This is a genomic window from Pseudomonas sp. S3_B08 (assembly GCF_054667725.1).
On sequence record NZ_CP162750.1, the window covers coordinates 5,681,585 to 5,704,524 of the forward strand.

Consider the following 22,940-nt stretch of genomic DNA (forward strand, 5'->3'; position numbering starts at 1 on the left):
GAAAGGCGAGGCGTACGATGAGCAAAGAAGTACTGCTGGTTGTTGAGTCGGTATCCAATGAAAAGGGTGTACCGGCAAGCGTAATTTTTGAAGCGCTGGAGCTGGCTCTGGCCACTGCTACCAAAAAGCGTTTTGAAGACGAAGTGGACCTGCGTGTGGAAATCAACCGCCACACCGGTTCTTACGAAACCTTCCGTCGCTGGACGGTCGTCGAAGAGAATGATCTCGACGATCCGGCCATCGAGACCTGGCCAAGCAAGGTTGCCGAAACGCATCCTGGTGCCAAGGTCGGTGACGTCGTCGAAGAGAAAATCGAATCCATCGAGTTCGGCCGCATCGCTGCACAGACTGCCAAGCAGGTCATCGTGCAGAAAGTTCGCGAAGCCGAGCGCGCTCAAGTGGTCGACGCCTATCGCGAGCGCCTGGGAGAAATCATCTCCGGCACCGTGAAAAAAGTTACCCGCGACAACGTGATCGTCGATCTGGGCAACAATGCTGAAGCATTGCTGGCCCGTGAAGACATCATTTCTCGCGAAACCTTCCGTGTCGGCGTGCGTCTGCGTGCGCTGCTCAAGGAAATCCGCACCGAGAACCGCGGCCCGCAGCTGATCCTGTCGCGTACCGCGCCGGAAATGCTGATCGAGCTGTTCCGTATCGAAGTGCCGGAAATCGCCGAAGGCCTCATCGAGGTCATGGCCGCCTCCCGTGATCCGGGTTCGCGTGCCAAGATCGCTGTCCGCTCCAAGGACAAGCGCATCGACCCGCAAGGTGCCTGCATCGGTATGCGCGGTTCGCGCGTCCAGGCGGTATCGGGTGAGTTGGGCGGTGAGCGTGTTGATATCGTGCTGTGGGACGACAACCCGGCCCAGTTCGTTATCAACGCCATGTCCCCGGCCGAGGTTGCGGCAATTATCGTTGACGAAGATGCCCATGCCATGGACATCGCCGTTGGCGCAGACAATCTGGCTCAGGCCATCGGTCGCGGTGGTCAGAACGTGCGTCTGGCGAGCCAGTTGACTGGCTGGACCCTGAACGTGATGACCGAATCGGACATCCAGGCTAAGCAGCAAGCAGAAACCGGCGACATCCTGCGCAACTTCATCGACGAGCTGGAAGTCGACGAAGAACTGGCTCAGGTGCTGGTAGATGAAGGCTTCACCAGCCTGGAAGAGATTGCCTACGTACCGGTGGAGGAAATGCTCAACATCGACGGCTTTGACGAGGACATCGTCAACGAGCTTCGTGCTCGCGCCAAGGATCGCTTGTTGACCAAAGCCATCGCTACTGAGGAAAAGCTGGCAGACGCCCATCCGGCCGAAGACCTGCTCTCGCTTGAGGGTATGGACAAGGATTTGGCGATGGAACTGGCGGTGCGCGGCGTAATTACCCGCGAAGACCTGGCCGAGCAGTCTATTGACGACCTGCTCGACATCGACGGCATTGACGATGATCGTGCCGGCAAGTTGATCATGGCCGCCCGAGCCCACTGGTTCGAGTAATTAGGCGCGGCCTGAGGAGAGAAGTGCATGACGCAAGTCACGGTGAAACAACTGGCCGATGAGGTCAAAACACCGGTAGAGCGCCTGTTGCAGCAGATGCGTGAGGCAGGTCTGCCGCACACCGCCGCCGACGAAAATGTGACTGACAGTGAGAAGCAATCCCTGCTGACTCACTTGAAGAGCAGTCACAAGGCGAAAGTGGAAGAACCACGCAAGATCACGCTGCAGCGTAAAACCACCAGCACCCTGCGTGTGGCTGGTAGCAAGAGCATCAGCGTTGAAGTTCGCAAGAAGAAAGTTTTCGTACAGCGCAGCCCGGAAGAAATCGAAGCCGAGCGCAAGCGTGAACTGGATGAGCGTCGCGCAGTAGAAAATGCTGCCCGTCAGAAGGCTGAAGAAGAAGCCAAGCAGCGCGCCGAAGAAGAAGCGCGTCGCCAGCCTGCTGCTGCGCAAACCGCTGCCAGCGACGCCGTTGCGGCACCGGCTGCTGCCGAACCTGTTCGCGAAAGCGCACCGGTGGCTGCTGCTCCTGCTCCATCGGCTGACGTTCGCAACAAGCAGAACGAACAGCGCCGTCCGGACAAGCCACGTGCCGACGATAACAATCGTCGCAGCGGCGGCGGTGATGGCGAGCGCAAAAACGCTCCGCATCGCGCATCGGTCAAAGAAAAAGCCCCGGCACCACGTGTGGCGCCACGCACTACCGACGAAGAAAGCGATGGCTTCCGTCGTGGTGGTCGCGGCAAGGCCAAGCTGAAGAAACGCAACGCCCACGGTTTCCAGAGCCCGACCGGCCCTGTCGTGCGTGATGTGCAGATCGGCGAGACCATCACGGTTGGCGATCTGGCCAATCAGATGTCGGTCAAGGCTGCTGAAATCATCAAGTTCATGTTCAAACTGGGTACCCCAGCGACCATCAACCAGGTGCTTGATCAGGAAACTGCTCAACTGGTAGCCGAAGAACTGGGCCACAAAGTGACCCTGGTCAGCGACACCGCTCTGGAAGATTCCCTGGCCGAGTCCCTGAAGTTTGAAGGTGAGTCGTTCTCCCGTGCACCAGTCGTGACCGTAATGGGCCACGTTGACCACGGTAAGACTTCCCTGCTCGACTACATCCGTCGTGCCAAGGTAGCTGCTGGCGAAGCCGGCGGTATCACCCAGCACATCGGTGCATACCACGTTGAGACTGATCGCGGCATGGTCACTTTCCTCGACACCCCGGGTCACGCTGCGTTTACCGCAATGCGTGCCCGTGGTGCCAAGGCGACCGACATCGTGATCCTCGTGGTTGCAGCGGACGACGGCGTGATGCCGCAAACCATCGAAGCGGTTCAGCATGCTCAGGCAGCTGGCGTGCCGCTGGTGGTAGCAGTGAACAAGATCGACAAGCCGGGCGCCGATCTCGATCGCATCCGCAGCGAACTGTCGGTTCACGGCGTGACTTCCGAAGACTGGGGTGGCGACACGCCATTCGTACCGGTTTCGGCGAAGATGGGTACTGGCGTGGACGAGCTGCTTGAAGCCGTTCTGCTGCAGGCCGAAGTTCTCGAACTGAAAGCTACACCGTCGGCTCCTGGCCGTGGTGTGGTGGTTGAATCGCGTCTCGACAAGGGTCGTGGCCCGGTGGCAACCGTGCTCGTTCAGGACGGTACGCTGCGTCAAGGCGACATGGTCCTGGTCGGTTCGAACTACGGCCGCGTGCGTGCCATGCTCGACGAGAACGGCAAGCCGATCAAGGAAGCCGGTCCATCCATCCCTGTCGAGATCCTCGGCCTGGACGGTACCCCGGACGCTGGCGACGAGATGAGCGTGGTTGCCGACGAGAAGAAAGCCCGTGAAGTGGCTCTGTTCCGTCAAGGCAAGTTCCGCGAAGTCAAATTGGCTCGCGCTCACGCCGGCAAGCTGGAAAATATCTTCGAAAACATGGGTCAGGCCGAGAAGAAGACGCTCAACATCGTCCTCAAATCCGACGTCCGTGGTTCGCTGGAAGCGTTGAACGGTGCCTTGAATGGCCTGGGTAACGACGAAGTACAAGTGCGCGTCGTGGGTGGCGGTGTCGGTGGTATCACCGAATCCGACGCCAACCTGGCACTGGCTTCCAACGCTGTACTGTTCGGCTTCAACGTGCGTGCCGATGCCGGCGCTCGCAAGATCGTCGAGCAGGAAGGTCTGGATATGCGTTACTACAACGTGATCTACGACATCATCGAAGACGTCAAGAAAGCCCTGACCGGCATGCTCGGCAGCGATGTTCGCGAGAACATCCTGGGTGTGGCCGAAGTGCGTGACGTGTTCCGTTCGCCGAAGTTTGGCGCGATCGCCGGCTGCATGGTGATCGAAGGTGTTGTGCACCGTAACCGTCCGATCCGTGTACTGCGTGAAGACATCGTTATCTTCGAAGGCGAGCTGGAATCCCTGCGCCGCTTCAAGGATGACGCTTCCGAAGTACGTGCCGGCATGGAATGCGGTATCGGCGTGAAGAGCTACAACGACGTCAAAGTCGGCGACAAGATCGAAGTCTTCGAGAAGGTTCAGGTTGCTCGCAGCCTCTGACTCGCGCACTTCAAGGGCCACGATGGGCCGTCGCATGCAAATGCACGGCACAGCGTCCGGACTCTAAACGCAACGCCCGGTCTGGCTTTTGTCAGGCCGGGCGTTTGCCGCTTTCAGACCTTGCGGGTTTCACCGCTGGGCAGTAACAGGTAACAAATCATGGCAAAAGAATACAGCCGTACCCAACGTATCGGCGATCAGATGCAGCGCGAGCTGGCGCAACTGATCCGTCGCGAAGTCAAAGACCCGCGCGTCGGCCTGGTCACCATCACCGCTGTGGAAGTGTCCCGTGACGTCGGTCACGCGAAGATTTTCATCACCGTGATGGGGCAGGACAACGCTGAAGACATCGCGCAAAGCATCAAGGTGCTCAATGCCGCCGCAGGCTTCCTGCGCATGCAATTGGCCCGCGAAATGAAGCTGCGCAGCGTGCCGCAACTGCACTTCCACTACGACGAATCCGTCGTGCGTGGCGCGCACCTGTCGGCGCTGATTGAGCGCGCCGTCGCTGAAGACAATCAGCACGTTGCCGCTCCAGCACCTGAAGACACCAAGGAGTAATTCGGTGGCTCAGGTCAAACGTATCCGTCGTAACGTCAGCGGCATCATTCTGCTAGACAAGCCGTTGGGGTTCACCTCCAACGCGGCATTGCAGAAGGTACGCTGGCTGCTCAATGCCGAGAAGGCCGGGCACACCGGCAGCCTCGACCCGTTGGCCACCGGCGTGTTGCCGCTGTGCTTCGGCGAGGCGACCAAGTTCTCGCAATACCTGCTCGATTCCGACAAGGGCTACGAGACTCTGGCGCAACTGGGCAAGACCACCACCACGGCCGATGCCGAAGGCGAGGTTTTGCAGGAGCGTCCGGTGACCGTTGGTCGCGCCGATGTCGAAGCGGTTCTGCCGAAATTTCGTGGGCAAATCAGTCAGATACCGCCGATGTACTCGGCACTCAAGCGTGATGGCCAGCCGCTGTACAAACTGGCACGTGCAGGCGAAGTAGTGGAGCGCGAACCGCGTTCTGTTACTATTGCGCGCTTGGAATTGCTGGCCTTCGAAGGCGATACTGCGCGGCTTGCGGTGGACTGCAGCAAGGGCACCTATATTCGGACCCTGGTGGAGGATATCGGTGAGCAACTCGGTTGTGGTGCGTACGTCGCAGAATTGCGTCGGACCCAGGCCGGGCCTTTCACCCTGGCGCAGACTGTTACTCTCGAAGAGCTGGAAGCGGTACATGCCGAAGGCGGCAACGAAGCGATCGATCGCTTCCTGATGCCATCGGACAGCGGCCTGCAGGATTGGCCGTTGCTGCACTTCTCGGAAGCGAGCGCGTTCTACTGGCTCAACGGCCAGCCGGTACGTGCCCCGGATGCACCGAAGTTCGGCATGGTACGAGTACAGGATCACAATGGTCGCTTCATCGGTATCGGTGAAGTGAGCGAAGACGGGCGCATCGCGCCGCGTCGCTTGATTCGGTCAGAATGACCGGAACCGGTCTGCGTTAAGCGGGCCGGCGAGTGTGGCTGTTAACAGGCATGGTCACTACTCATTTATAGATACAGGGATTTGTCCCTGGCCTGTTGAAGCTGTTTCCCTGAAACAGTTTCCTGATAAGGAAGGATTGCCTCATGGCTCTCGACGTTCAAGAAAAAGCTCAAATCGTTGCTGACTACCAGCAAGCTGTTGGTGACACTGGTTCGCCAGAAGTGCAGGTTGCACTGCTGACCGCCAACATCAACAAACTGCAAGGTCACTTCAAGGCCAACGGTAAAGATCACCACTCCCGTCGTGGTCTGATCCGCATGGTTAACCAGCGTCGCAAGCTGCTGGACTACCTGAAAGGCAAGGACGTAAGCCGGTACGCCGCGCTGATCGCTCGCCTGGGTCTGCGTCGCTAATCAGCGATTGCGCTATGAGGTTGGTGGTCTGTCGGGCGTCAGCGGTTTTCCGCTGGCGTCTTGCAGGCTCCCAGCCTCAAGTTTTATCTGCAGCATGGCTTTACCTGTAGCACCCGGACAATTGCCATCGGGCCGATTCCCGAGATTGCCCAAGAATTCGCAAGAAACCGTTTCCCCCAAGAGCCACAAAGAAGGTAGGACACCGTGAACCCGGTAATCAAAAAATTCCAGTTCGGTCAATCGACCGTTACCCTCGAGACAGGCCGTATCGCCCGTCAGGCCTCCGGCGCAGTATTGGTCACCGTTGACGACGACGTCAGCGTGTTGGTGACTGTTGTCGGTGCAAAGCAAGCCGATCCGGGCAAGGGTTTCTTCCCTCTGTCCGTGCACTACCAGGAAAAGACTTACGCCGCCGGTAAGATCCCTGGCGGTTTCTTCAAGCGTGAAGGCCGTCCTTCCGAGAAAGAAACCCTGACTTCCCGACTGATCGACCGTCCGATCCGTCCGCTGTTCCCAGAAGGCTTCATGAACGAAGTGCAGGTTGTCTGCACCGTCGTTTCCACCAGCAAGAAGACCGATCCGGACATCGCTGCGATGATCGGTACCTCGGCTGCCCTGGCCATCTCCGGCATTCCATTCGACGGCCCGATCGGCGCCGCTCGCGTGGCTTTCCACGAAAGCACCGGCTACCTGCTGAACCCGACTTACGAGCAGCAGGCCGCTTCGAGCCTGGACATGGTCGTTGCCGGTACTTCCGACGCCGTGCTGATGGTTGAATCGGAAGCCAAAGAGCTGACCGAAGACCAGATGCTGGGCGCGGTACTGTTCGCTCACGACGAATTCCAGGTTGTGATCAACGCTGTGAAGGAACTGGCTGCCGAAGCCGCCAAGCCAACCTGGAACTGGGCTCCTGCGCCAGAAGCCACCGAACTGCTGGGCGCTATCCGTACCGAGTTCGGCGAAGCGATCTCCCAGGCTTACACCATCACCATCAAGGCCGACCGTTACGCTCGCCTGGGTGAGCTGAAGGACCAAGTGGTCGCCAAGCTGTCCGGTGAGGAAGGCCAGCCAAGCGCTGCTGAAGTCAAAGCAGCCTTCGGCGAAATCGAATACCGCACCGTTCGCGAAAACATCGTTAACGGCAAGCCACGTATCGACGGTCGCGACACCAAGACTGTACGTCCGCTGAACATCGAAGTCGGCGTCCTGCCAAAGACTCACGGTTCGGCTCTGTTCACCCGTGGCGAGACCCAGGCACTGGTTGTTGCAACACTGGGCACCGCCCGTGATGCGCAACTGCTGGACACCCTGGAAGGCGAAAAGAAAGACCCGTTCATGCTGCACTACAACTTCCCGCCGTTCTCGGTAGGCGAGTGTGGTCGCATGGGTGGCGCCGGTCGTCGCGAAATCGGTCACGGCCGTCTGGCCCGTCGTTCGGTTTCGGCCATGCTGCCAGCCGCTGACGTGTTCCCGTACACCATCCGCGTGGTATCGGAAATCACCGAATCCAACGGTTCGAGCTCGATGGCTTCCGTGTGCGGTGCTTCCCTGGCACTGATGGACGCTGGTGTACCGATGAAGGCACCGGTAGCCGGTATCGCCATGGGTCTGGTTAAAGAAGGCGAGAAGTTCGCCGTCCTGACCGACATCCTCGGCGACGAAGATCACCTGGGCGACATGGACTTCAAGGTAGCCGGTACCGCCAAAGGCGTTACTGCGCTGCAGATGGACATCAAGATCAAGGGCATCACCGAAGAGATCATGGAAATCGCTCTGGGCCAGGCCCTTGAAGCGCGCCTGAACATCCTCGGCCAGATGAACCAGATCATTGGCCAGTCGCGTACCGAACTGTCGGCCAACGCTCCGACCATGATCGCGATGAAGATCGACACCGACAAGATCCGTGACGTTATCGGTAAAGGTGGCGCGACCATCCGTGCGATCTGCGAAGAAACCAAGGCTTCGATCGACATCGAAGACGACGGTTCGATCAAGATCTTCGGCGAAACCAAGGATGCCGCAGAAGCAGCGCGTCAGCGCGTTCTGAGCATCACGGCAGAAGCCGAGATCGGCAAGATCTACGTCGGCAAGGTTGAGCGCATCGTCGACTTCGGCGCATTCGTCAACATCCTGCCGGGCAAGGACGGTCTGGTGCACATCTCGATGCTGAGCGACGCTCGCGTTGAGAAAGTCACCGACATCCTGAAGGAAGGCCAGGAAGTGGAAGTGCTGGTACTGGACGTGGACAACCGCGGCCGTATCAAGCTGTCCATCAAAGACGTGGCAGCTGCCAAGGCTTCGGGCGTTTAATCACCCCAACGCTTTAGCGCAATAAAGATGCCCCCGCCGTGCAAACGGCGGGGGCATTTTTTTATCTGAAATAAAGAAATTGTGGCGAGGGGATTTATCCCCTCGCCACAAATGTGGTTCTCAAAAGAAAACCATCAGACAACCCACAAATTTGCCGCAGTTCGAGTCCGGTGCTAGGTTTAGCCCACCGCCCGTGTAGCTCAGCCGGTAGAGCAGCGCACTCGTAACGCGAAGGTCGCAGGTTCGATTCCTGTCTCGGGCAAAAAATTTTCGCCTTCGGTTTTATGCGTGGTGTTGGAGGTATTCGTTCAGTGCTTGACGTGTCAGATCATTCAACGACACATTTTGACGGGTTGCCGCCAGAGCCGCTGCTAAATGCAGATCGTGACCTATGCGAACATTGAACGATCCTTTGCATGGGATTTCAGGCTTCTGCCCGAGCTGCTGACAGGTTTGTAAATAGTCATCTACCGCCTCGCGAAAGGCTGCTTCCAGTTCAGCCACCGTTTGTCCTTCATAATTAACCAGCGCCCTGATGAAAAGGAGTTTTCCGAACAGGCACTTATCTTCCGTGCTCGCCTCGATAGAGCCAACATAGCCTTTGTAGTGCAGCTGGGAACTCATGGAATCAGGCCTCCTGTTTTCAGTTGCTCGATAATCTGGCGTCTTGCGTATGTTTTGATTTCATTTCCGGGATGTGGCTTGTGCAGGTTGATCATTGCGCTCGGATTCCCGTTGTCGAATTTGATCCTGCTACCGGATCCTTCCAGCTGAGAGTAACCAAGACGCGCCAACAGAGTGACAAGCTCGGACCATGTGAATGCGCTTTGGCCGTTGACAAGTTTGGCGAGAAGTTTTTCAGTCTTTGACATGCTGGCCTATGATTGCAACTGAATATAGTTGCCTGTTTTTGGGCGGTCAATGTGAAGGTTTCGTTCGCCTTGACCTCAAAGGCGATGGCGAGGATTTATACGCAGTGAATTTCGCGCATGGAAACCGGAAACTGTAACCAAGCGCATACCACCCTTCATTTCATTCCCCCGGTTGCACTGGCTTGCGTCTCTGTTAGGATTCCTTCGTACCAGACAAGCAAGCACCGTTGTTTTCATATGATCCACGAATGGTCCTGAAGGCCAGGAAAAACCGAGCTTCCAATGGCTTCCTGCGTCAGAGAGATCCTTGATGATCCAGATCCATCCTCCATTCCTAAGATCAGCGAGAACCCCATGACTGAATTGACCCAAGAGCAACGCCACGAACAAGCGCTGGAAAAATACCTTCTGGATGTGCCGGACCTGAAGGATGAGATCAAGGACCTGAGTCCCGATGATCAAAAAGACCAGATCCAGTGGGCCTTCGAAGACGAAGCCGAAGCGCAGGGCTTGCAGCCGTGGGAGCTGACCCTCAAGTACACGAGCACGCCGGAAGAGTTCGAGGCGCAGCGCCTCGTGCTGCACAAGGAAGCGGCGGAAGTCTTGGGTGTCGAGTGGGAAGAGTACTGCGAGATGAACAATCTCGTCGTTTAAAAGCAGCTACAAGTTTTAAGCTGCAAGCTACAAGTAAAAGCACAATCGCTCAGCTTGTAGCTTGTAGCTTGTAGCTTGTAGCTTGTAGCTTGTAGCTTGTAGCTCAGAGACTCAGTCGCATCGACAGATCCACCGCTTTGACATCCTTGGTCATCGCGCCGATCGAGATGTAATCCACGCCCGTTTCGGCGATCGGCAGCAGCGTGCTTTCGTTGATGCCGCCGCTGGCTTCCAGTTTCGCTTTGCCGGCGGTCAGGCGTACGGCTTCACGCATGTCGTCCAGGCTCAGTTCGTCGAGCATGATGATGTCGGCGCCGGCTTCCAGCGCTTGCTTCAATTCCTCAAGACTTTCCACTTCGATTTCCACCGGTTTGCCCGGGGCGATCTTGTGTGCGGCGGCCACGGCTTCGGCGATGCCACCACTGGCGGCGATGTGGTTTTCCTTGATCAGGAAGGCATCGTAGAGACCGATCCGGTGGTTGTGACAGCCGCCGCAGGTCACTGCGTATTTCTGCGCCATCCGCAGGCCCGGCAAGGTTTTGCGCGTGTCGAGCAACTTGACCTGCGTCTCGCCGACGAAGTCCGCCAGGTACTGCGCGCGCGTCGCTACGCCGGACAGCAACTGCAAGAAGTTCAGCGCGCTGCGTTCCCCCGTCAGCAGTGAGCGAGCCGGGCCTTCCAGGTGAAACAGCGGCTGATTGGCTTTGACCCGCTGGCCGTCGACCACTTGCCAATGCACCGCCACGCGCGGATCGAGCTGGCGAAACACCGCATCGACCCACGCGGTGCCGCAGATGACCGCGTCGTCACGGGTGATGATGGTGGCTTTGGCCAGGCGTTCGGCCGGGATCAGTTGCGCGGTGATGTCGCCGCTGCCGACGTCTTCGAGCAACGCACGGCGCACGTTGTTTTCGATTTCGGCGGTCAGATCGGCGAGACGTAGATTCGGCATAACGGACTCCACAAACAAAGTGGTTCGATTATAGGGGCAGGGCGCGAGCCAACCCAAGGCGAGAACGTTCGTGCCTGACGCATCTGGTCGATTTTCCTGCGCTGAGTGCGAGGTGTATGGCGTATAGGGGAAACCCTGAGGCCTATAGCATCGCTGGCCTGTTTTGCCAGATAATCCGCCTTGTATTTGACGTCATGGCTTTGACGAACGAGTCCAGTTGGGCAGTGTCAAAGCGACGAACCGAATCACCGTTCCAGGAGGCTTGGATGCGCAACGACGGGAAAGTGGTGCCTTTGCACCGGGCGACTGCCGATCTGGCGGACCACTCGCCGCTTGCCCGCTTGCCGGTGATTCTGCTGCAGGTTCGCGACAAGGCTGCGCAGCAACTGCGCCACGATTTGCAGGAATTGTTCGATAACGCTGACGACACGCTGTTCGAAATGGCCGACCGGGCGCGCAACGACGTCGATCAGAACATCTTTTTCGAAGCCATGCGCGACCTGCGCCTCAAACGCAAGAACATCGAGCGTGGCTTTCTCGAGCTGTTTTTCGAAGCCTTCGCCGGCCTTACCCAATACGACCCCGCCGCCAACACCCTGCCACGCACGCCGGTGGTCGAAGAGTCGGCGCCGCGCACCGATGCCATGGAGCGCACCGTGGCCGTGCAGACCATGGTCAGCCGTGTGCTCAAGCGCGACGGCTTCGCTCTCGACCAACTGACCGCACGCTTCAGCTCGATGCTCGGCAAGCGTCTGGACGATCAGCACAACCCGCTGAGTCCGGCCATGCTGTGCGAATATTTCCTGCAGGCCGGGCGTAACCTCGGCGTCGAGATCAAGGTCAAGCTGATCCTGCTCAAGCTGTTCGAACGCTATGTGCTGGCTGACACCGAACAGTTGTATGGCGAGGCCAATCAGTTGTTGCTCGCCACCGGCGTGTTGCCACATCTGAAACCCGCCGTGGCTCGTCGCATGGTCGAGCCTGCGGACAGCGACACATTGATTGAAGATCTCGACGAGCCGCCAGCAGACGAAGGCATCGAGGAAGTGTTCGCAGCGATGCAGCAACTGCTAGCCCAGGTCCGCGGCCGCGTCACACCGACCCCGGAGCCCGGCGCCCCGGCGCATCCGATCAACACCCGCGACCTGCTGCGGTTGTTGTCGCACTTGCAGCAATACGTACCGGCGCTGGAGGCTCAGGAAGATTTCGATCTGCGTCATCAGCTCGAACAGTTGCTGACCCGAGTCAGCGTCCGAAGTGGCCGCTCACGCATTGTCGCGACTGCCGACGAAGATGTGATCAACCTGATCGCCATGGTCTTCGACTGCATCCTCGACGATCGCAATGTGCCCGATGCGCTCAAGGCGCTGATCGGCCGATTGCAGATTCCGATGCTCAAGGTTGCGGTGTTGGACAAGAGTTTCTTCAGCCGCAGCACGCACCCGGCGCGGCGCCTGCTCAACGAAATCGCCGAGGCCGCAATGGGCTGGAGCGATTGCGACGGCGCTGAGCGCGACAACCTCTATGTGCGCATCGAGCAAGTGGTACAGCGCTTGCTCAGCGAGTTTGTCGACGACCCGGCGATCTTCTCCGAACTGCTCGCCGACTTCCTCGCCTTCACTCAGGAAGAGCGCCGCCGCACTGAACTGCTGGAACAACGCTTGCGTGATGCCGAGGAAGGCCGGGCAAAAGCCGAACTGGCTCAGCATCGCGTTGCACAGGCGTTGCAGCAGGCTCTGCTGGGCCAGGTGCTGCCGGCGACGGTGGTGAGTTTCGTCCAGCAGGCCTGGAGCAAAGTGCTGTTGCTGACCTGCCTCAAGCACGGTGATCAGTCCGCCGAATGGCACGCCGACGTGCAGACCATGGAGCAGTTGGTCTGGAGCGTGCAGCGCCATGACGACGGCGAATCCAGCCTGCGCCTGCTGGCGCTGGTGCCGGGTTTGCTCAAGTCGCTGCGCGATGGCCTGAGCAGCACCGCGTTCGACCCGTTTGCCACCAGTGAATTTTTCGGTGAGCTGGAGGCTCTGCACGTGCGCGTGCTGGAGCGTTCCGACGATGCCGATCACAGCGCCATGCCGTTGATCGAAATTACCCCCGAGCTCTTGCAGCACAGTGCCGGCCAGACGCCAGCGACCCCGGCGCCGCGCCTGGCGCAAGACGATGCCGGTCTGTCTCAGGTCGAGCAGTTGCGTGTGGGCAACTGGGTGGTGTTCGACGCAGACGACGAACAGACCTTGCGTTGCAAACTCGCCGCGATCATCGAAGAGACCGGCAAATATGTCTTCGTCGACCGCACCGGGACGAAAGTGCTGGAACACAGCCGCACCGACCTCGCCTTGGCTTTCAGCCGTGGGGTCGCGCGCGCACTGGATGACACCTTGCTGTTCGACCGCGCACTGGAATCGGTGTTGGGCGACCTGCGGCGACTCAATCGCGGCAAGTGATCGCACGGTGGGGGCGGATCGCGGCATACTGGGCGCCCACATGGTCGGCGTTGAAGGAATCGGTATGCAGTTGGATCCCGCGAGCGGGTGGTGTCATGGCGTGCAGATCTGCCCGTCGCCCAACTTCAATGAGCGCCCGGCGGGCGAAGTGTCCCTGTTGGTCATCCACAACATCAGCCTGCCGCCGGCGCAATTCGCCACGGGCAAGGTGCAGGAATTTTTCCAGAATCATCTGGATGTCACCGAACACCCCTACTTTGCAGGCATCGCTGACCTGCGTGTCTCGGCGCACTTTCTGATCGAACGTGACGGCAAGGTCACCCAGTTTGTCTCCTGTCTGGAGCGCGCGTGGCATGCCGGGGTTTCTGTGTTCGAGGGCCGTGAAACCTGCAACGATTTTTCCGTCGGCATCGAGCTGGAAGGCACCGATGATCTGCCGTTCACCGACGAGCAATATCGCGCGTTGACTGCGCTGACCCGGCAGTTGCAGAAACGCTTTCCAGCGATCACCGATCAGCGCATCTGCGGCCACAGCGATATCGCGCCGGGGCGCAAGACCGATCCGGGACCGGCATTCGACTGGGCACGCTACCGCGCCGCCCTGGCAAAAGAGGAAGGACAATGAGTTTTCTGGTGTTACTGCTGGCGCTGTGGATCGAGAAGTTTTCGGCCCTGCGCCATCGGCTTCAACGCGACGGCGGATGGATCCGCGAACTGCACAAACTCGAAAACAGCAAACGGCTGGCCAGGCAACCGTGGCTGGTGCTGACGATTCTGGTGCTGTGCCCGGTGGCGTTGCTGGCGCTGTTGCTGCTGGTGCTGGAACCTGTGGCTTACGGTTTGCTGGCGCTGCCGGTGCATTTGCTGGTGGTGATCTACAGCCTCGGACGCGGCGATCTGCTCGGCGGCCTCGGCCCGTTCCGCGATGCCTGGCGCCGTGAGGATCTGCAAGCGGCGGCGCACGTCGCCAAGCGCGATCTGGATATCTGCGCCGACAACGGCGAGCAGTTGCTCGAGCGGGTGCAAGGGCATCTGCTGTGGCAGGCCTATCAGAGTTTCTTCGCGGTGATCTTCTGGTACTTCCTTCTCGGCCCCGTGGCGGCATTGGCCTATCGTTTGCTGGCGCTGGCCGAAGAGCACGGCTGCAATCCGGCGCTGGTCGAGCGTGCTGCGCAATTGCGTCACGCTTTCGATTGGGTGCCGGTGCGTTTGCTGGCGGCAAGTCTTGCGTTGGTCGGCAACTTCGTCGCGGTCAGCCGGGTGATGCTGCATGAGCTGCTCAACTGGAACATCAGCGCTGCGCAGTTGATCAACAAGGTCGGCCTGGCAGCCGGGGAAGTTCCACCGCCAGTGGTCGGCCCGGACGGCATCAACACCCTCGATTGCCTGTGGGAACTGCTGCTGCGTGCGGCGGTGCTGTGGTATGCCGGGTTTGCCTTGTGGACGGTTCTGGTTCACTGATTACAGCAAGATCAAAAGATCGCAGCCTTCGGCAGCTCCTACCTTGGAACGCATTTCCCTGTAGGAGCTGCCGAAGGCTCGGGCCGCGATCGGACGATCTTTTTGCTTTTGATTTGGCGATCACTGCATTGCCATTAACCTTAAGTTACAAAACCTCCCGCCGATTTACGCTATACAGAGATAGCGCCCGATAGTGGCTATCTGCTCTCGTCCCGCGCCTGCCAATAAAAACAAGAAAAACCAAGGGAGACTTCCAGTGAAGAGCTTGCTCTATCCCGCCGTCTCGCTGATGAACCGTCTGAGCTTCGGCATGAAGTTCAGCCTGATCAGCGTGCTGTTCCTGGTGCCGATGCTGGTGACCAATTTCTATCTGGTACGCGACTCCTATCGCGAATTTCAGGGCACTCGCGTCGAATTGCAGAGCCTCGACCTGCTGGGCAGCAGCCTGACCCTGCGCCGGGATCTGGAGACCTTGAACAATCTGGTGCAGATCGACGTCACCCTCGGCCAGTCCGGCAAGGCCGGCAATGTCGAGGCGCAGATCCAGACGCTGGAGCAAGCAGTGCTCGCGCGCCTCGAAGGGCTGACGGCGATGACCGAAGACCTCGAGCAGATCAAGCAATTCGAGGCCAAGCGCGATGAAATGATCGCCGCGTTCAAGGCCCAGCAAGCGGAGAGCTCGCTGCAAAGCAAAAGCGCGTTGATCGGCAAGTTGCTGGCCAGTGCGCAGATTTTCAGCCAGATCATCACCAGTCAGGCCGGGTTGAGCCGCGACAACCAGAGCGACATTCGTCAGCTCAGCGAACTGGTTACGCTGATCACCCCCAGCGTCACGCAAACCCTCGGCGAAGGCCGGGCGATGGGTTCGTATTCGTTGGGCCAGGGCTTTCTCAACAGTTCCTCGAGCACGCGTTTCGACGAGTTGCTGGTGCAGATCGAAAAACTCCAGGCCGAGTACGCCCTGAAACTGCAAGACGCCCTCGGTTCCAGCAGTGCTGCGCGCGAATCCCTCAGTGCCCAGGCCGACACCAGCAAGGCTTCGCTGAAGCAGGCCAGCGAGCTGTTCGAAGAACAAGTGGTGATGGCCGACACCCTCGATGCGCCGTGGCAGGCGTTTTACGACCAAGTGACCGGGCTGATGGAACACACCTACCAGCTCAATCAGGCCACGCTGAAATTTCTCGACAGCCAGTTGCAGCAGCGTCTGGCGCAGAACCGCACGCACATGATTCTGCAAGCCTCTGCGCTGTCGGTGGTGTTCGTGCTGATTTTCTATCTTTATGGCGGTTTCTACGCCTCGACCCGGACCACCCTGAAAAGCCTGGGGGCGATGATGGACAAGGTCGCGGCCGGTGACATGACCGTCAACTTCAAGGCCAGCAGCCGTGATGAACTGGGCGAGTTGGGCGAGGTGTTCAACGGTACGGTGAAGAAGATTCACGACTTGATCGAACGTGTCGGGCATACCGTGGGTGAGGTCGAGCGGCAGGCCGGGCAGGTGGAGAGCGTGTCGGCGCAGAGCAATCAGGCCGTGGCCGGGCAGCGCTCGCAGATTGAACAAGTGGCGACGGCGATGAACCAGATGTCGGCGACCTCAATGGAAGTCGCTCGCAGTGCCGCCGCTGCGGTGAGCAGCGCCCACAGCGTCAACGACGAAACCCTCAGCGGACGCGGGCTGGTGGAATCGCAGCAGGGCAGCATTGCCGCGCTGGCCAGCGAAATCGATCAGTCGGTGCTGGTGATCAATCAACTGGCCAGCGACAGCCAGTCGATCAGCCGTGTGCTTGAGGTGATCAAGAGCATCGCAGAACAGACCAACCTGCTAGCACTCAATGCGGCGATCGAAGCCGCGCGAGCCGGCGAGCAGGGGCGCGGTTTTGCCGTGGTCGCAGATGAAGTGCGCACGTTGGCCAAGCGTACCCAGCAATCGACCGAAGAAATCGAGCAGATGATCGCCAAGCTGCACGGTGGCGTCGGCGCGGCGGTGAAGGCCATGGGCGTCAGCCATCAGATGGCCAACGGCACGGTGGGCCAGTCGGAGAAGGTCCAGCAGGCGCTGGAAAACATCCTTGGCGCGGTGGGCATGATCGTCGATCAGAATCAGCAGATCGCCGCCGCCGTCGAACAGCAGACCGCCGTGGCCCACGACATCGACCAGAACATCGTCGAAATCAACCGTGCCGGCGAACGCACGGCGCAAGGCGCGCACCAGACCGAAGATGCCAGCCGCGCGCTGTCGGCGCAGGTGGTTGAGCTCAAACAACTGATCAGCGCATTTCGCGTCTGAGCCCCAAACAATCCTTGTAGGAGCTGACGAGTGCAACGAGGCTGCGATCTTTTGACTTTGCCTTTGAAGATCAAAAGATCGCAGCCTCGTTGCACTCGTCAGCTCCTACCCGGGTACGTGTTACCAGCCGAAGACTTCGCAGCAGTTGGCGGTGCTGGCGTTGGCCAGTTGTTCAGGCGTGATATTCATCAGCTCGGCCAGCGCCGCACAAATCGCCGGCAGATGCGCCGGGCTGTTGCGCTGGCCGGGGAACATGGCGGGGGCCATGTCCGGTGAGTCGGTTTCCAGCACCACCGATTGCAGCGGCAGTTCCGGCAGGACCCGATGCATGCGCAACGCCTGCGGCCAGGTCGGAGCACCGCCGAGACCCAGTTTGAACCCGAGCTTGAGGTATTCCCGCGCTTCCTCACGGCTGCCGGCGAAGGCGTGGATGATGCCGGCGCGTTTGAGCTTGAAGCGCTTGAGCGTGGCGATCACCGCCGCGTGGCTGCGGCGTACGTGGATCAGCGCCGGCAGCTCGAAGTCCGCCGCCAGTTGCAGCTGCGCTTCGAACAACGACTGTTGCCGCTCGCGATCGAGGTTTTCGATGAAGTAATCCAGGCCTATCTCGCCCACCGCACACAACTGCCGATGCCCGCGCAGGCGTGTCAGCCAGTCACCCAGTGCGAGCAAATCCTCGGAGCGATGCTGATCGAGGAACACCGGATGCAGACCGAACGCGGCGTACAGGTCGGCATCGCTCTGCACCAGGTCCCACACCCGTTGCCAGTTGCCCTGATGCACCCCCAGCACGACGATGCGCCGCACGCCGAGGGCGCGGCTTTCGGCCAGCAACTCTGCGCGATCGGCGTCGAAGTCGGGGAAGTCGAGGTGGGTGTGGCTGTCGATCAGCTCCACGCTTCAGTCCCGATGAATACGCTGCTTGAAGGTCCGCGCAATGGCTTGCACGCCCGGTTGGTAGTCGTCCTGCTCGACGGCGGCCAGGGCCAGTTCCAGGGCCTTGTCGGCGATCAACTGGTGTTGCTGGGACATGGCGTTGACCGGCAACGGCAGGAAATCCAGCAACTGCGTGTCGCCGAACGTGCCCAAGCGCAGCGGCCGCGATTTCAGCGGGAAATCATGCAGCGCATCGAACACGCCCTGCAGCAGCACGTAGGAAGTGGTCACCAGCGCGTCAGGCAAATGCCCTAGACGCTGCAGGAGTTCTTCCATCAATTGCTTGCCGCACTCACGGCTGAACGACTCGGCGTGCTCGACCAGCACCTCACCTTTGAAGTCTTTGAGCGCTGCGCAGAAACCGGCGGCACGCTCCTGGCTGATGCTCAGCTCCGGGCGTGCGCCGAGCAGCACGATCTGCTTTGGCTGCGGATCGAGCAGGCTCTGGGTCAGATGCAGGCTGGCCTCGCGGTCGTCGCTGATCACCGAGCAGAAATGCTCCGGTTCCATGACCCGGTCGATGGCGATGATCGGCAGACCCTTGGCCTGCAACTGGCGATAGCTGTCATCACCGGCCGGCAGGCAACTGGCAACGATCAGCGCATCGCAACGGCGGGCGCGGAACAGTTGCAGCAACTGGCGCTCGCTGTCTGGCGCATCGTCGGAGCTGGCGATCAGCAATTGATAACCGCGAGCCCGCGCGCCTTGTTCGAGCAACTTGGCGATCCGCGCGTAACTGGGGTTTTCCAGATCCGGCAGGATAAAGCCCAGGGTGCGCGTGTGCCGACTGCGCAGGCCGGCCGCTTGCGGATTGGGCGTGAAGCCGTGCAGATCGACCACCGCGCGCACGCGCTCGACGGTCGCGTTGCTGATGCGTTGCTGTTCGGCCTTGCCGTTGATGACGTAGCTGGCGGTGGTGACGGAGACGCCGGCCAACCGCGCGATATCACTGAGTTTCAACCCGGTATTTCCTTGTTTTTTCGAGCATGCCGCGACATTTTCGCCAATCCTACCCGATAAGGGCAGTCGACTTATTGCCTGGGCAGATCCGACCAGTTGGACTTCAAGGATGAGACATTATCGAGTAACGTGCCGATCAATCTAGATTAAACGTTTCAGCAAGCGTATTTTCTACGTTTTAGACGCCTTTGGCCGGTCCTGCCGTGAAACCGCCAAAACTGCCGCTGAAAAGCGCGGCAGAGCGCCTAAGCTGTGAACCATTCAAAACAATACCTGGCGTTGAACTGCGCCAAAAAGGAGATCGCATGCTCGAGCTCACTATAGAGCAGATATCCATGGGCCAGTCGGCCTTGGATAAACCCGCTGCCCTGCAATTGCTGGCCAGTCATCTGGTCGCCGATGGTCTGGTAGCCGACGGCTACCTCGCCGGCCTGCAGGCCCGGGAAGCCCAGGGCTCGACCTTTCTCGGTCAAGGCATCGCCATTCCCCACGGTACGCCGGAAACCCGCGATCAGGTATTCGCCACCGGCGTGCGCCTGATGCAGTTTCCCGACGGCGTCGATTGGGGCGATGGCCAAATCGTTTATCTGGCGATTGGCATCGCGGCGAAATCCGACGAACACCTGCGCCTGCTGCAACTGCTGACCCGCGCCCTCGGCGAGACCGATCTGGGCCAGGCCCTGCGTCGCGCCAGCTCGCCCGAAGCGCTGTTGAAACTGCTGCAAGGCGCGCCGCAGGAACTGGCGCTTGATGCGCAGATGATCGGCCTCGGCGTGTCGGCCGATGATTTCGAAGAACTGGTCTGGCGCGGCGCACGTCTGCTGCGTCAGGCCGATTGTGTGAGCAACGGCTTTGCCGGCGTGTTGCAGCAGGTTGAAGCGCTGCCACTGGGCGACGGCCTGTGGTGGCTGCACAGCGAGCAGACCGTGAAGCGTCCGGGGCTGGCGTTCGTCACCCCGGACAAACCGATGCGCTACCTCGGCCAGCCGCTTAGCGGTCTCTTCTGCCTGGCGAGTCTGGGCGAAGCGCATCAGGCGCTGCTCGAGCGTTTGTGCGCGTTGCTGATCGAAGGTCGCGGCCACGAACTGGGCCGCGCCACCAGCAGCCGCAAGGTCCTTGAAGTGCTCGGCGGTGAACTGCCGGCCGACTGGCCGAGTGCACGTATTGCCCTGGCCAACGCCCACGGTCTGCACGCACGGCCGGCGAAGATCCTTGCGCAACTGGCGAAGAGTTTTGACGGCGAAATTCGCGTGCGCATCGTCGACAGCCAAGACAGTGCCGTGTCGGTGAAAAGCCTGAGCAAACTGCTGAGCCTCGGCGCCCGGCGCGGTCAGGTGCTGGAGCTGATTGCCGAACCGAGCATCGCCGCCGATGCCTTGCCGGCCCTGCTCGCGGCGATTGAAGAAGGCCTCGGTGAGGAAGTCGAGCCGCTGCCGGCCGTGAGTCAGCAGCGCGAAGTGATCGCCGACATCGCCGAAGTGCTGATCGCCCCGGCCTCCGGCAGCCTGTTGCAGGCGATTCCTGCCGCACCGGGCATCGCCATCGGCCCTGCGCACATTCAGGTGCTGCAAGCCATCGATTACCCGTTGCGCGGCGAATCTGCCGCCATCGAGCGCGAGCGCCTCAAGCAAGCGCTGAGCGACGTGCGCCGCGACATTCAGGGCTTGATCGAACGCAGCAAGGCCAAGGCCATTCGCGAGATTTTCATTACTCACCAGGAAATGCTCGACGACCCGGATCTGACCGACGAAGTCGACACCCGCCTCAAGCAAGGCGAAAGCGCCGAAGCGGCGTGGATGGCAGTGATCGAAGCCGCCGCCAAACAGCAGGAGTCGCTGCAGGACGCGTTGCTCGCCGAGCGTGCCGCGGATCTGCGTGACATCGGCCGTCGAGTGCTGGCGCAATTGTGTGGCGTGCAAACCGCGAACGAACCTGAGCAACCGTACATTCTGGTGATGGACGAAGTCGGCCCGTCCGATGTCGCGCGTCTGGATCCTGCGCGGGTTGCGGGGATTCTCACCGCGCGCGGCGGCGCTACCGCGCACAGCGCCATCGTCGCCCGTGCCCTCGGTATTCCAGCGCTGGTCGGCGCGGGTGCGGCGGTGCTGTTGCTCGAGCCGGGCACGCCGCTGTTGCTCGACGGTCAGCGTGGCCGTCTGCATGTCGACGCTGATGCCGCGACCCTCAAGCGTGCTGCTGAAGAACGCGACACCCGCGAGCAACGCCTGAAGATCGCCGCCGAACAGCGCCATCAACCAGCGCACACCACTGACGGCCACGCCGTCGAAGTGTTCGCCAACATCGGCGAAAGCGCAGGAGTGACCAGCGCGGTGGAGCAGGGCGCTGAAGGCATTGGCTTGCTGCGCACCGAACTTATTTTCATGGCCCACCCGCAGGCACCGGACGAGGCAACCCAGGAAGCCGAATACCGTCGCGTCCTCGATGGTCTGGCCGGACGGCCGCTGGTGGTGCGCACGCTCGACGTCGGCGGCGACAAACCGCTGCCGTACTGGCCGATCGCCAAGGAAGAAAACCCGTTCCTCGGCGTGCGCGGCATTCGCCTGACCCTGCAGCGGCCGCAGATCATGGAAGCGCAACTGCGCGCCTTGCTGCGTTCGGCCGACAACCGTCCGCTGCGGATCATGTTCCCGATGGTCGGCAGCGTCGAAGAGTGGCGCCAGGCCCGCGACATGACCGAGCGCTTGCGTTTGGAAATTCCAGTCGCCGACCTGCAACTGGGGATCATGATCGAGGTGCCGTCCGCCGCGTTGCTTGCGCCAGTGCTGGCCAAGGAAGTGGATTTCTTCAGCGTCGGCACCAACGACCTGACCCAATACACCCTGGCCATCGACCGTGGTCATCCGACGCTGTCTGCACAAGCGGACGGCTTGCACCCGGCGGTCCTGCAACTGATCGACATCACCGTGCGCGCCGCCCATGCCCATGGCAAATGGGTGGGTGTCTGCGGCGAGCTGGCGGCGGACCCGCTGGCGGTGCCGGTGCTGGTTGGCCTCGGTGTCGACGAGCTCAGCGTGTCCGGGCGCAGCATTGCCGAAGTCAAGGCGCGCATCCGTGAACTCAGCCTGCCCCAGGCGCAAACCCTCGCTCAACAGGCCCTGGCCGTGGGCAGCGCGAATGAAGTGCGCGCATTAGTGGAGGCCCTGTAATGGCCAAGATTCTCACCCTGACCCTCAACCCGGCTCTCGACCTCACCGTCGAGCTGTCACGGCTGGATGCCGGTCAGGTCAATCGCAGCGAGGAGATGCACACCCACGCTGCGGGCAAAGGCGTCAACGTCGCCCAGGTGCTGGCGGACCTCGGCCATCAGGTCACCGTCAGCGGCTTTCTCGGCGAAGACAATCTGCAAGCGTTCGAAACCCTGTTCGCCAAGCGTGGTTTTGTCGACGCGTTCATCCGCGTGCCGGGCGAGACGCGCAGCAACATCAAAGTCGCCGAACAGGACGGACGCATCACCGACATCAACGGTCCGGGGCCAATGGTCGATGCAACGGCGCAGCAAGCCTTGCTTGATCGCTTGCTGCAGATCGCACCGGGGCACGATGCGGTGGTGGTCGCCGGCAGTCTGCCGCGTGGCGTCACTGCGCAATGGTTGCGCGAGCTGATTGAAAGGCTGAACGCGCTCGGCTTGAAAGTCGCCCTCGACTCGAGCGGCGAAGCCTTGCGCGTCGCGTTGCAGGCCAGCCCCTGGCTGATCAAACCGAACACCGAAGAATTGGCCCACGCACTCGGCTGCGAAGTGGTCTCGCCGATCGCCGAAGCACAAGCCGCTGCACGCTTGCACGGGCAAGGCATCGAGCACGTGGTGATCTCCCACGGCGCCGACGGGGTCAACTGGTTCAGTGTCGGCTCGGCCCTGCACGCCACGCCGCCGAAGGTCAGCGTGGCCAGCACGGTCGGTGCCGGCGATTCCTTGCTGGCCGGCATGCTCCACGGTCTGCTCAGTGCTGATACGCCGGAGCAAACCCTGCGCACCGCTACCGCGATCGCGGCGATGGCGGTGACCCAGATCGGTTTTGGCATCAACGACGCTGCGCAACTGGCGCAGCTCGAACAGGGCGTGCGCGTGCGCCCCCTGACAGAACAATAAGAGGGTTT

Annotated in this window: 18 protein-coding genes and 1 tRNA gene; 14 read left to right on the forward strand and 5 right to left on the reverse strand. The window is 60.5% G+C overall.

What is annotated here, in order from left to right; genetic code table 11:
• Positions 1-17 precede the first annotated feature (17 nt).
• The 7 genes from nusA (at position 18) to AB4N73_RS25575 (ending at position 8,520) form a co-directional block, all read left to right on the forward strand.
• Positions 18-1,499 carry a transcription termination factor NusA gene (gene nusA / locus AB4N73_RS25545; RefSeq protein WP_024011569.1) on the forward strand — a complete coding sequence of 494 codons (1,482 nt, stop codon included), beginning with the start codon at positions 18-20 and terminating at the stop codon, positions 1,497-1,499.
• A 27-nt stretch (positions 1,500-1,526) separates the two neighbouring features.
• Entirely contained in the window at positions 1,527-4,052 is a 2,526-nt protein-coding gene (infB, locus tag AB4N73_RS25550; protein ID WP_041477933.1) for a translation initiation factor IF-2, read from the forward strand.
• Positions 4,053-4,211: 159 nt separating this feature from the next.
• Entirely contained in the window at positions 4,212-4,613 is a 402-nt protein-coding gene (gene rbfA / locus AB4N73_RS25555; protein ID WP_016771753.1) for a 30S ribosome-binding factor RbfA, read from the forward strand.
• A 4-nt stretch (positions 4,614-4,617) separates the two neighbouring features.
• Complete coding sequence (truB, locus tag AB4N73_RS25560) at positions 4,618-5,535, forward strand: tRNA pseudouridine(55) synthase TruB (RefSeq protein ID WP_150636060.1); 918 nt, start codon at positions 4,618-4,620, stop codon at positions 5,533-5,535.
• 143 nt (positions 5,536-5,678) lie between these two features.
• Positions 5,679-5,948, forward strand: coding sequence for a 30S ribosomal protein S15 (rpsO, locus tag AB4N73_RS25565; RefSeq protein WP_016771751.1), 270 nt, complete (start codon positions 5,679-5,681; stop codon positions 5,946-5,948).
• A gap of 204 nt (positions 5,949-6,152) precedes the next feature.
• A complete protein-coding gene (gene pnp / locus AB4N73_RS25570) occupies positions 6,153-8,258 on the forward strand; it encodes a polyribonucleotide nucleotidyltransferase (protein ID WP_460142713.1) in 2,106 nt (701 codons plus the stop codon).
• A gap of 189 nt (positions 8,259-8,447) precedes the next feature.
• A tRNA-Thr gene (locus AB4N73_RS25575) sits at positions 8,448-8,520 on the forward strand.
• Between the two features lie 20 nt (positions 8,521-8,540).
• On the opposite strand, the gene AB4N73_RS25580 is transcribed toward AB4N73_RS25575, so the two are convergent.
• Positions 8,541-8,882 (reverse strand): type II toxin-antitoxin system HicB family antitoxin, encoded by a 342-nt coding sequence (locus AB4N73_RS25580; RefSeq protein ID WP_056782875.1) that lies wholly within the window; start codon positions 8,880-8,882, stop codon positions 8,541-8,543.
• Positions 8,879-9,130: a type II toxin-antitoxin system HicA family toxin gene (locus AB4N73_RS25585; protein WP_056782877.1), complete on the reverse strand. Its 252-nt coding sequence runs from the start codon at positions 9,128-9,130 to the stop codon at positions 8,879-8,881. The genes AB4N73_RS25580 and AB4N73_RS25585 overlap by 4 nt, the downstream gene beginning before the upstream one ends.
• A 354-nt stretch (positions 9,131-9,484) precedes the next feature.
• On the opposite strand from AB4N73_RS25585, the gene AB4N73_RS25590 reads away from it, so the two are divergent.
• Complete coding sequence (locus AB4N73_RS25590; RefSeq protein ID WP_076565788.1) at positions 9,485-9,784, forward strand: DUF6388 family protein; 300 nt, start codon at positions 9,485-9,487, stop codon at positions 9,782-9,784.
• A gap of 103 nt (positions 9,785-9,887) precedes the next feature.
• On the opposite strand, the gene nadC is transcribed toward AB4N73_RS25590, so the two are convergent.
• The gene (gene nadC / locus AB4N73_RS25595; RefSeq protein ID WP_076565789.1) at positions 9,888-10,736 is read right to left on the reverse strand and encodes a carboxylating nicotinate-nucleotide diphosphorylase; all 849 of its coding nucleotides are present in this window, start codon (positions 10,734-10,736) and stop codon (positions 9,888-9,890) included.
• A gap of 266 nt (positions 10,737-11,002) precedes the next feature.
• Between nadC and AB4N73_RS25600 the strand changes: the two genes are divergently transcribed.
• From AB4N73_RS25600 to AB4N73_RS25615, 4 genes are all read left to right on the forward strand, one after another.
• Entirely contained in the window at positions 11,003-13,180 is a 2,178-nt protein-coding gene (locus AB4N73_RS25600; protein ID WP_460142714.1) for a DUF1631 domain-containing protein, read from the forward strand.
• Between the two features lie 64 nt (positions 13,181-13,244).
• A complete protein-coding gene (ampD, locus tag AB4N73_RS25605) occupies positions 13,245-13,805 on the forward strand; it encodes a 1,6-anhydro-N-acetylmuramyl-L-alanine amidase AmpD (protein WP_460142715.1) in 561 nt (186 codons plus the stop codon).
• Entirely contained in the window at positions 13,802-14,641 is an 840-nt protein-coding gene (ampE, locus tag AB4N73_RS25610) for a regulatory signaling modulator protein AmpE (protein ID WP_056782885.1), read from the forward strand. Before ampD ends, ampE begins: the two co-directional genes overlap by 4 nt.
• Positions 14,642-16,238: 1,597 nt before the next feature.
• Positions 16,239-16,928: a methyl-accepting chemotaxis protein gene (locus AB4N73_RS25615; protein ID WP_370695133.1), complete on the forward strand. Its 690-nt coding sequence runs from the start codon at positions 16,239-16,241 to the stop codon at positions 16,926-16,928.
• A 120-nt stretch (positions 16,929-17,048) separates the two neighbouring features.
• Here AB4N73_RS25615 and AB4N73_RS25620 read toward each other — a convergent pair whose 3' ends face one another.
• Both AB4N73_RS25620 and cra read right to left on the reverse strand, forming a co-directional pair.
• Positions 17,049-17,825 carry a TatD family hydrolase gene (locus AB4N73_RS25620; protein ID WP_310220314.1) on the reverse strand — a complete coding sequence of 259 codons (777 nt, stop codon included), beginning with the start codon at positions 17,823-17,825 and terminating at the stop codon, positions 17,049-17,051.
• A 3-nt stretch (positions 17,826-17,828) separates the two neighbouring features.
• Positions 17,829-18,824, reverse strand: a complete 996-nt coding sequence (cra, locus tag AB4N73_RS25625) for a catabolite repressor/activator (RefSeq protein ID WP_460142716.1) — start codon at positions 18,822-18,824, stop codon at positions 17,829-17,831.
• A 305-nt stretch (positions 18,825-19,129) separates the two neighbouring features.
• Here cra and ptsP point away from each other — a divergent pair, with 305 nt between their 5' ends.
• Positions 19,130-21,991, forward strand: coding sequence for a phosphoenolpyruvate--protein phosphotransferase (gene ptsP, locus AB4N73_RS25630; RefSeq protein ID WP_460142717.1), 2,862 nt, complete (start codon positions 19,130-19,132; stop codon positions 21,989-21,991).
• A complete protein-coding gene (gene pfkB, locus AB4N73_RS25635; protein WP_460142718.1) occupies positions 21,991-22,932 on the forward strand; it encodes a 1-phosphofructokinase in 942 nt (313 codons plus the stop codon). The genes ptsP and pfkB overlap by 1 nt, the downstream gene beginning before the upstream one ends.
• Positions 22,933-22,940 lie beyond the last annotated feature (8 nt).

Coding starts and splice junctions, on each gene's coding strand:
- nusA (WP_024011569.1), top strand. CDS start 18: ATGAGCAAAGAAGTACTGCTGGTTGTTGAGTCGGTATCCAATGAAAAG.
- infB (WP_041477933.1), top strand. CDS start 1,527: ATGACGCAAGTCACGGTGAAACAACTGGCCGATGAGGTCAAAACACCG.
- rbfA (WP_016771753.1), top strand. CDS start 4,212: ATGGCAAAAGAATACAGCCGTACCCAACGTATCGGCGATCAGATGCAG.
- rpsO (WP_016771751.1), top strand. CDS start 5,679: ATGGCTCTCGACGTTCAAGAAAAAGCTCAAATCGTTGCTGACTACCAG.
- AB4N73_RS25580 (WP_056782875.1), bottom strand. CDS start 8,882: ATGAGTTCCCAGCTGCACTACAAAGGCTATGTTGGCTCTATCGAGGCG.
- AB4N73_RS25585 (WP_056782877.1), bottom strand. CDS start 9,130: ATGTCAAAGACTGAAAAACTTCTCGCCAAACTTGTCAACGGCCAAAGC.
- AB4N73_RS25590 (WP_076565788.1), top strand. CDS start 9,485: ATGACTGAATTGACCCAAGAGCAACGCCACGAACAAGCGCTGGAAAAA.
- nadC (WP_076565789.1), bottom strand. CDS start 10,736: ATGCCGAATCTACGTCTCGCCGATCTGACCGCCGAAATCGAAAACAAC.
- AB4N73_RS25600 (WP_460142714.1), top strand. CDS start 11,003: ATGCGCAACGACGGGAAAGTGGTGCCTTTGCACCGGGCGACTGCCGAT.
- ampD (WP_460142715.1), top strand. CDS start 13,245: ATGCAGTTGGATCCCGCGAGCGGGTGGTGTCATGGCGTGCAGATCTGC.
- ampE (WP_056782885.1), top strand. CDS start 13,802: ATGAGTTTTCTGGTGTTACTGCTGGCGCTGTGGATCGAGAAGTTTTCG.
- AB4N73_RS25615 (WP_370695133.1), top strand. CDS start 16,239: ATGGAAGTCGCTCGCAGTGCCGCCGCTGCGGTGAGCAGCGCCCACAGC.
- ptsP (WP_460142717.1), top strand. CDS start 19,130: ATGCTCGAGCTCACTATAGAGCAGATATCCATGGGCCAGTCGGCCTTG.
- pfkB (WP_460142718.1), top strand. CDS start 21,991: ATGGCCAAGATTCTCACCCTGACCCTCAACCCGGCTCTCGACCTCACC.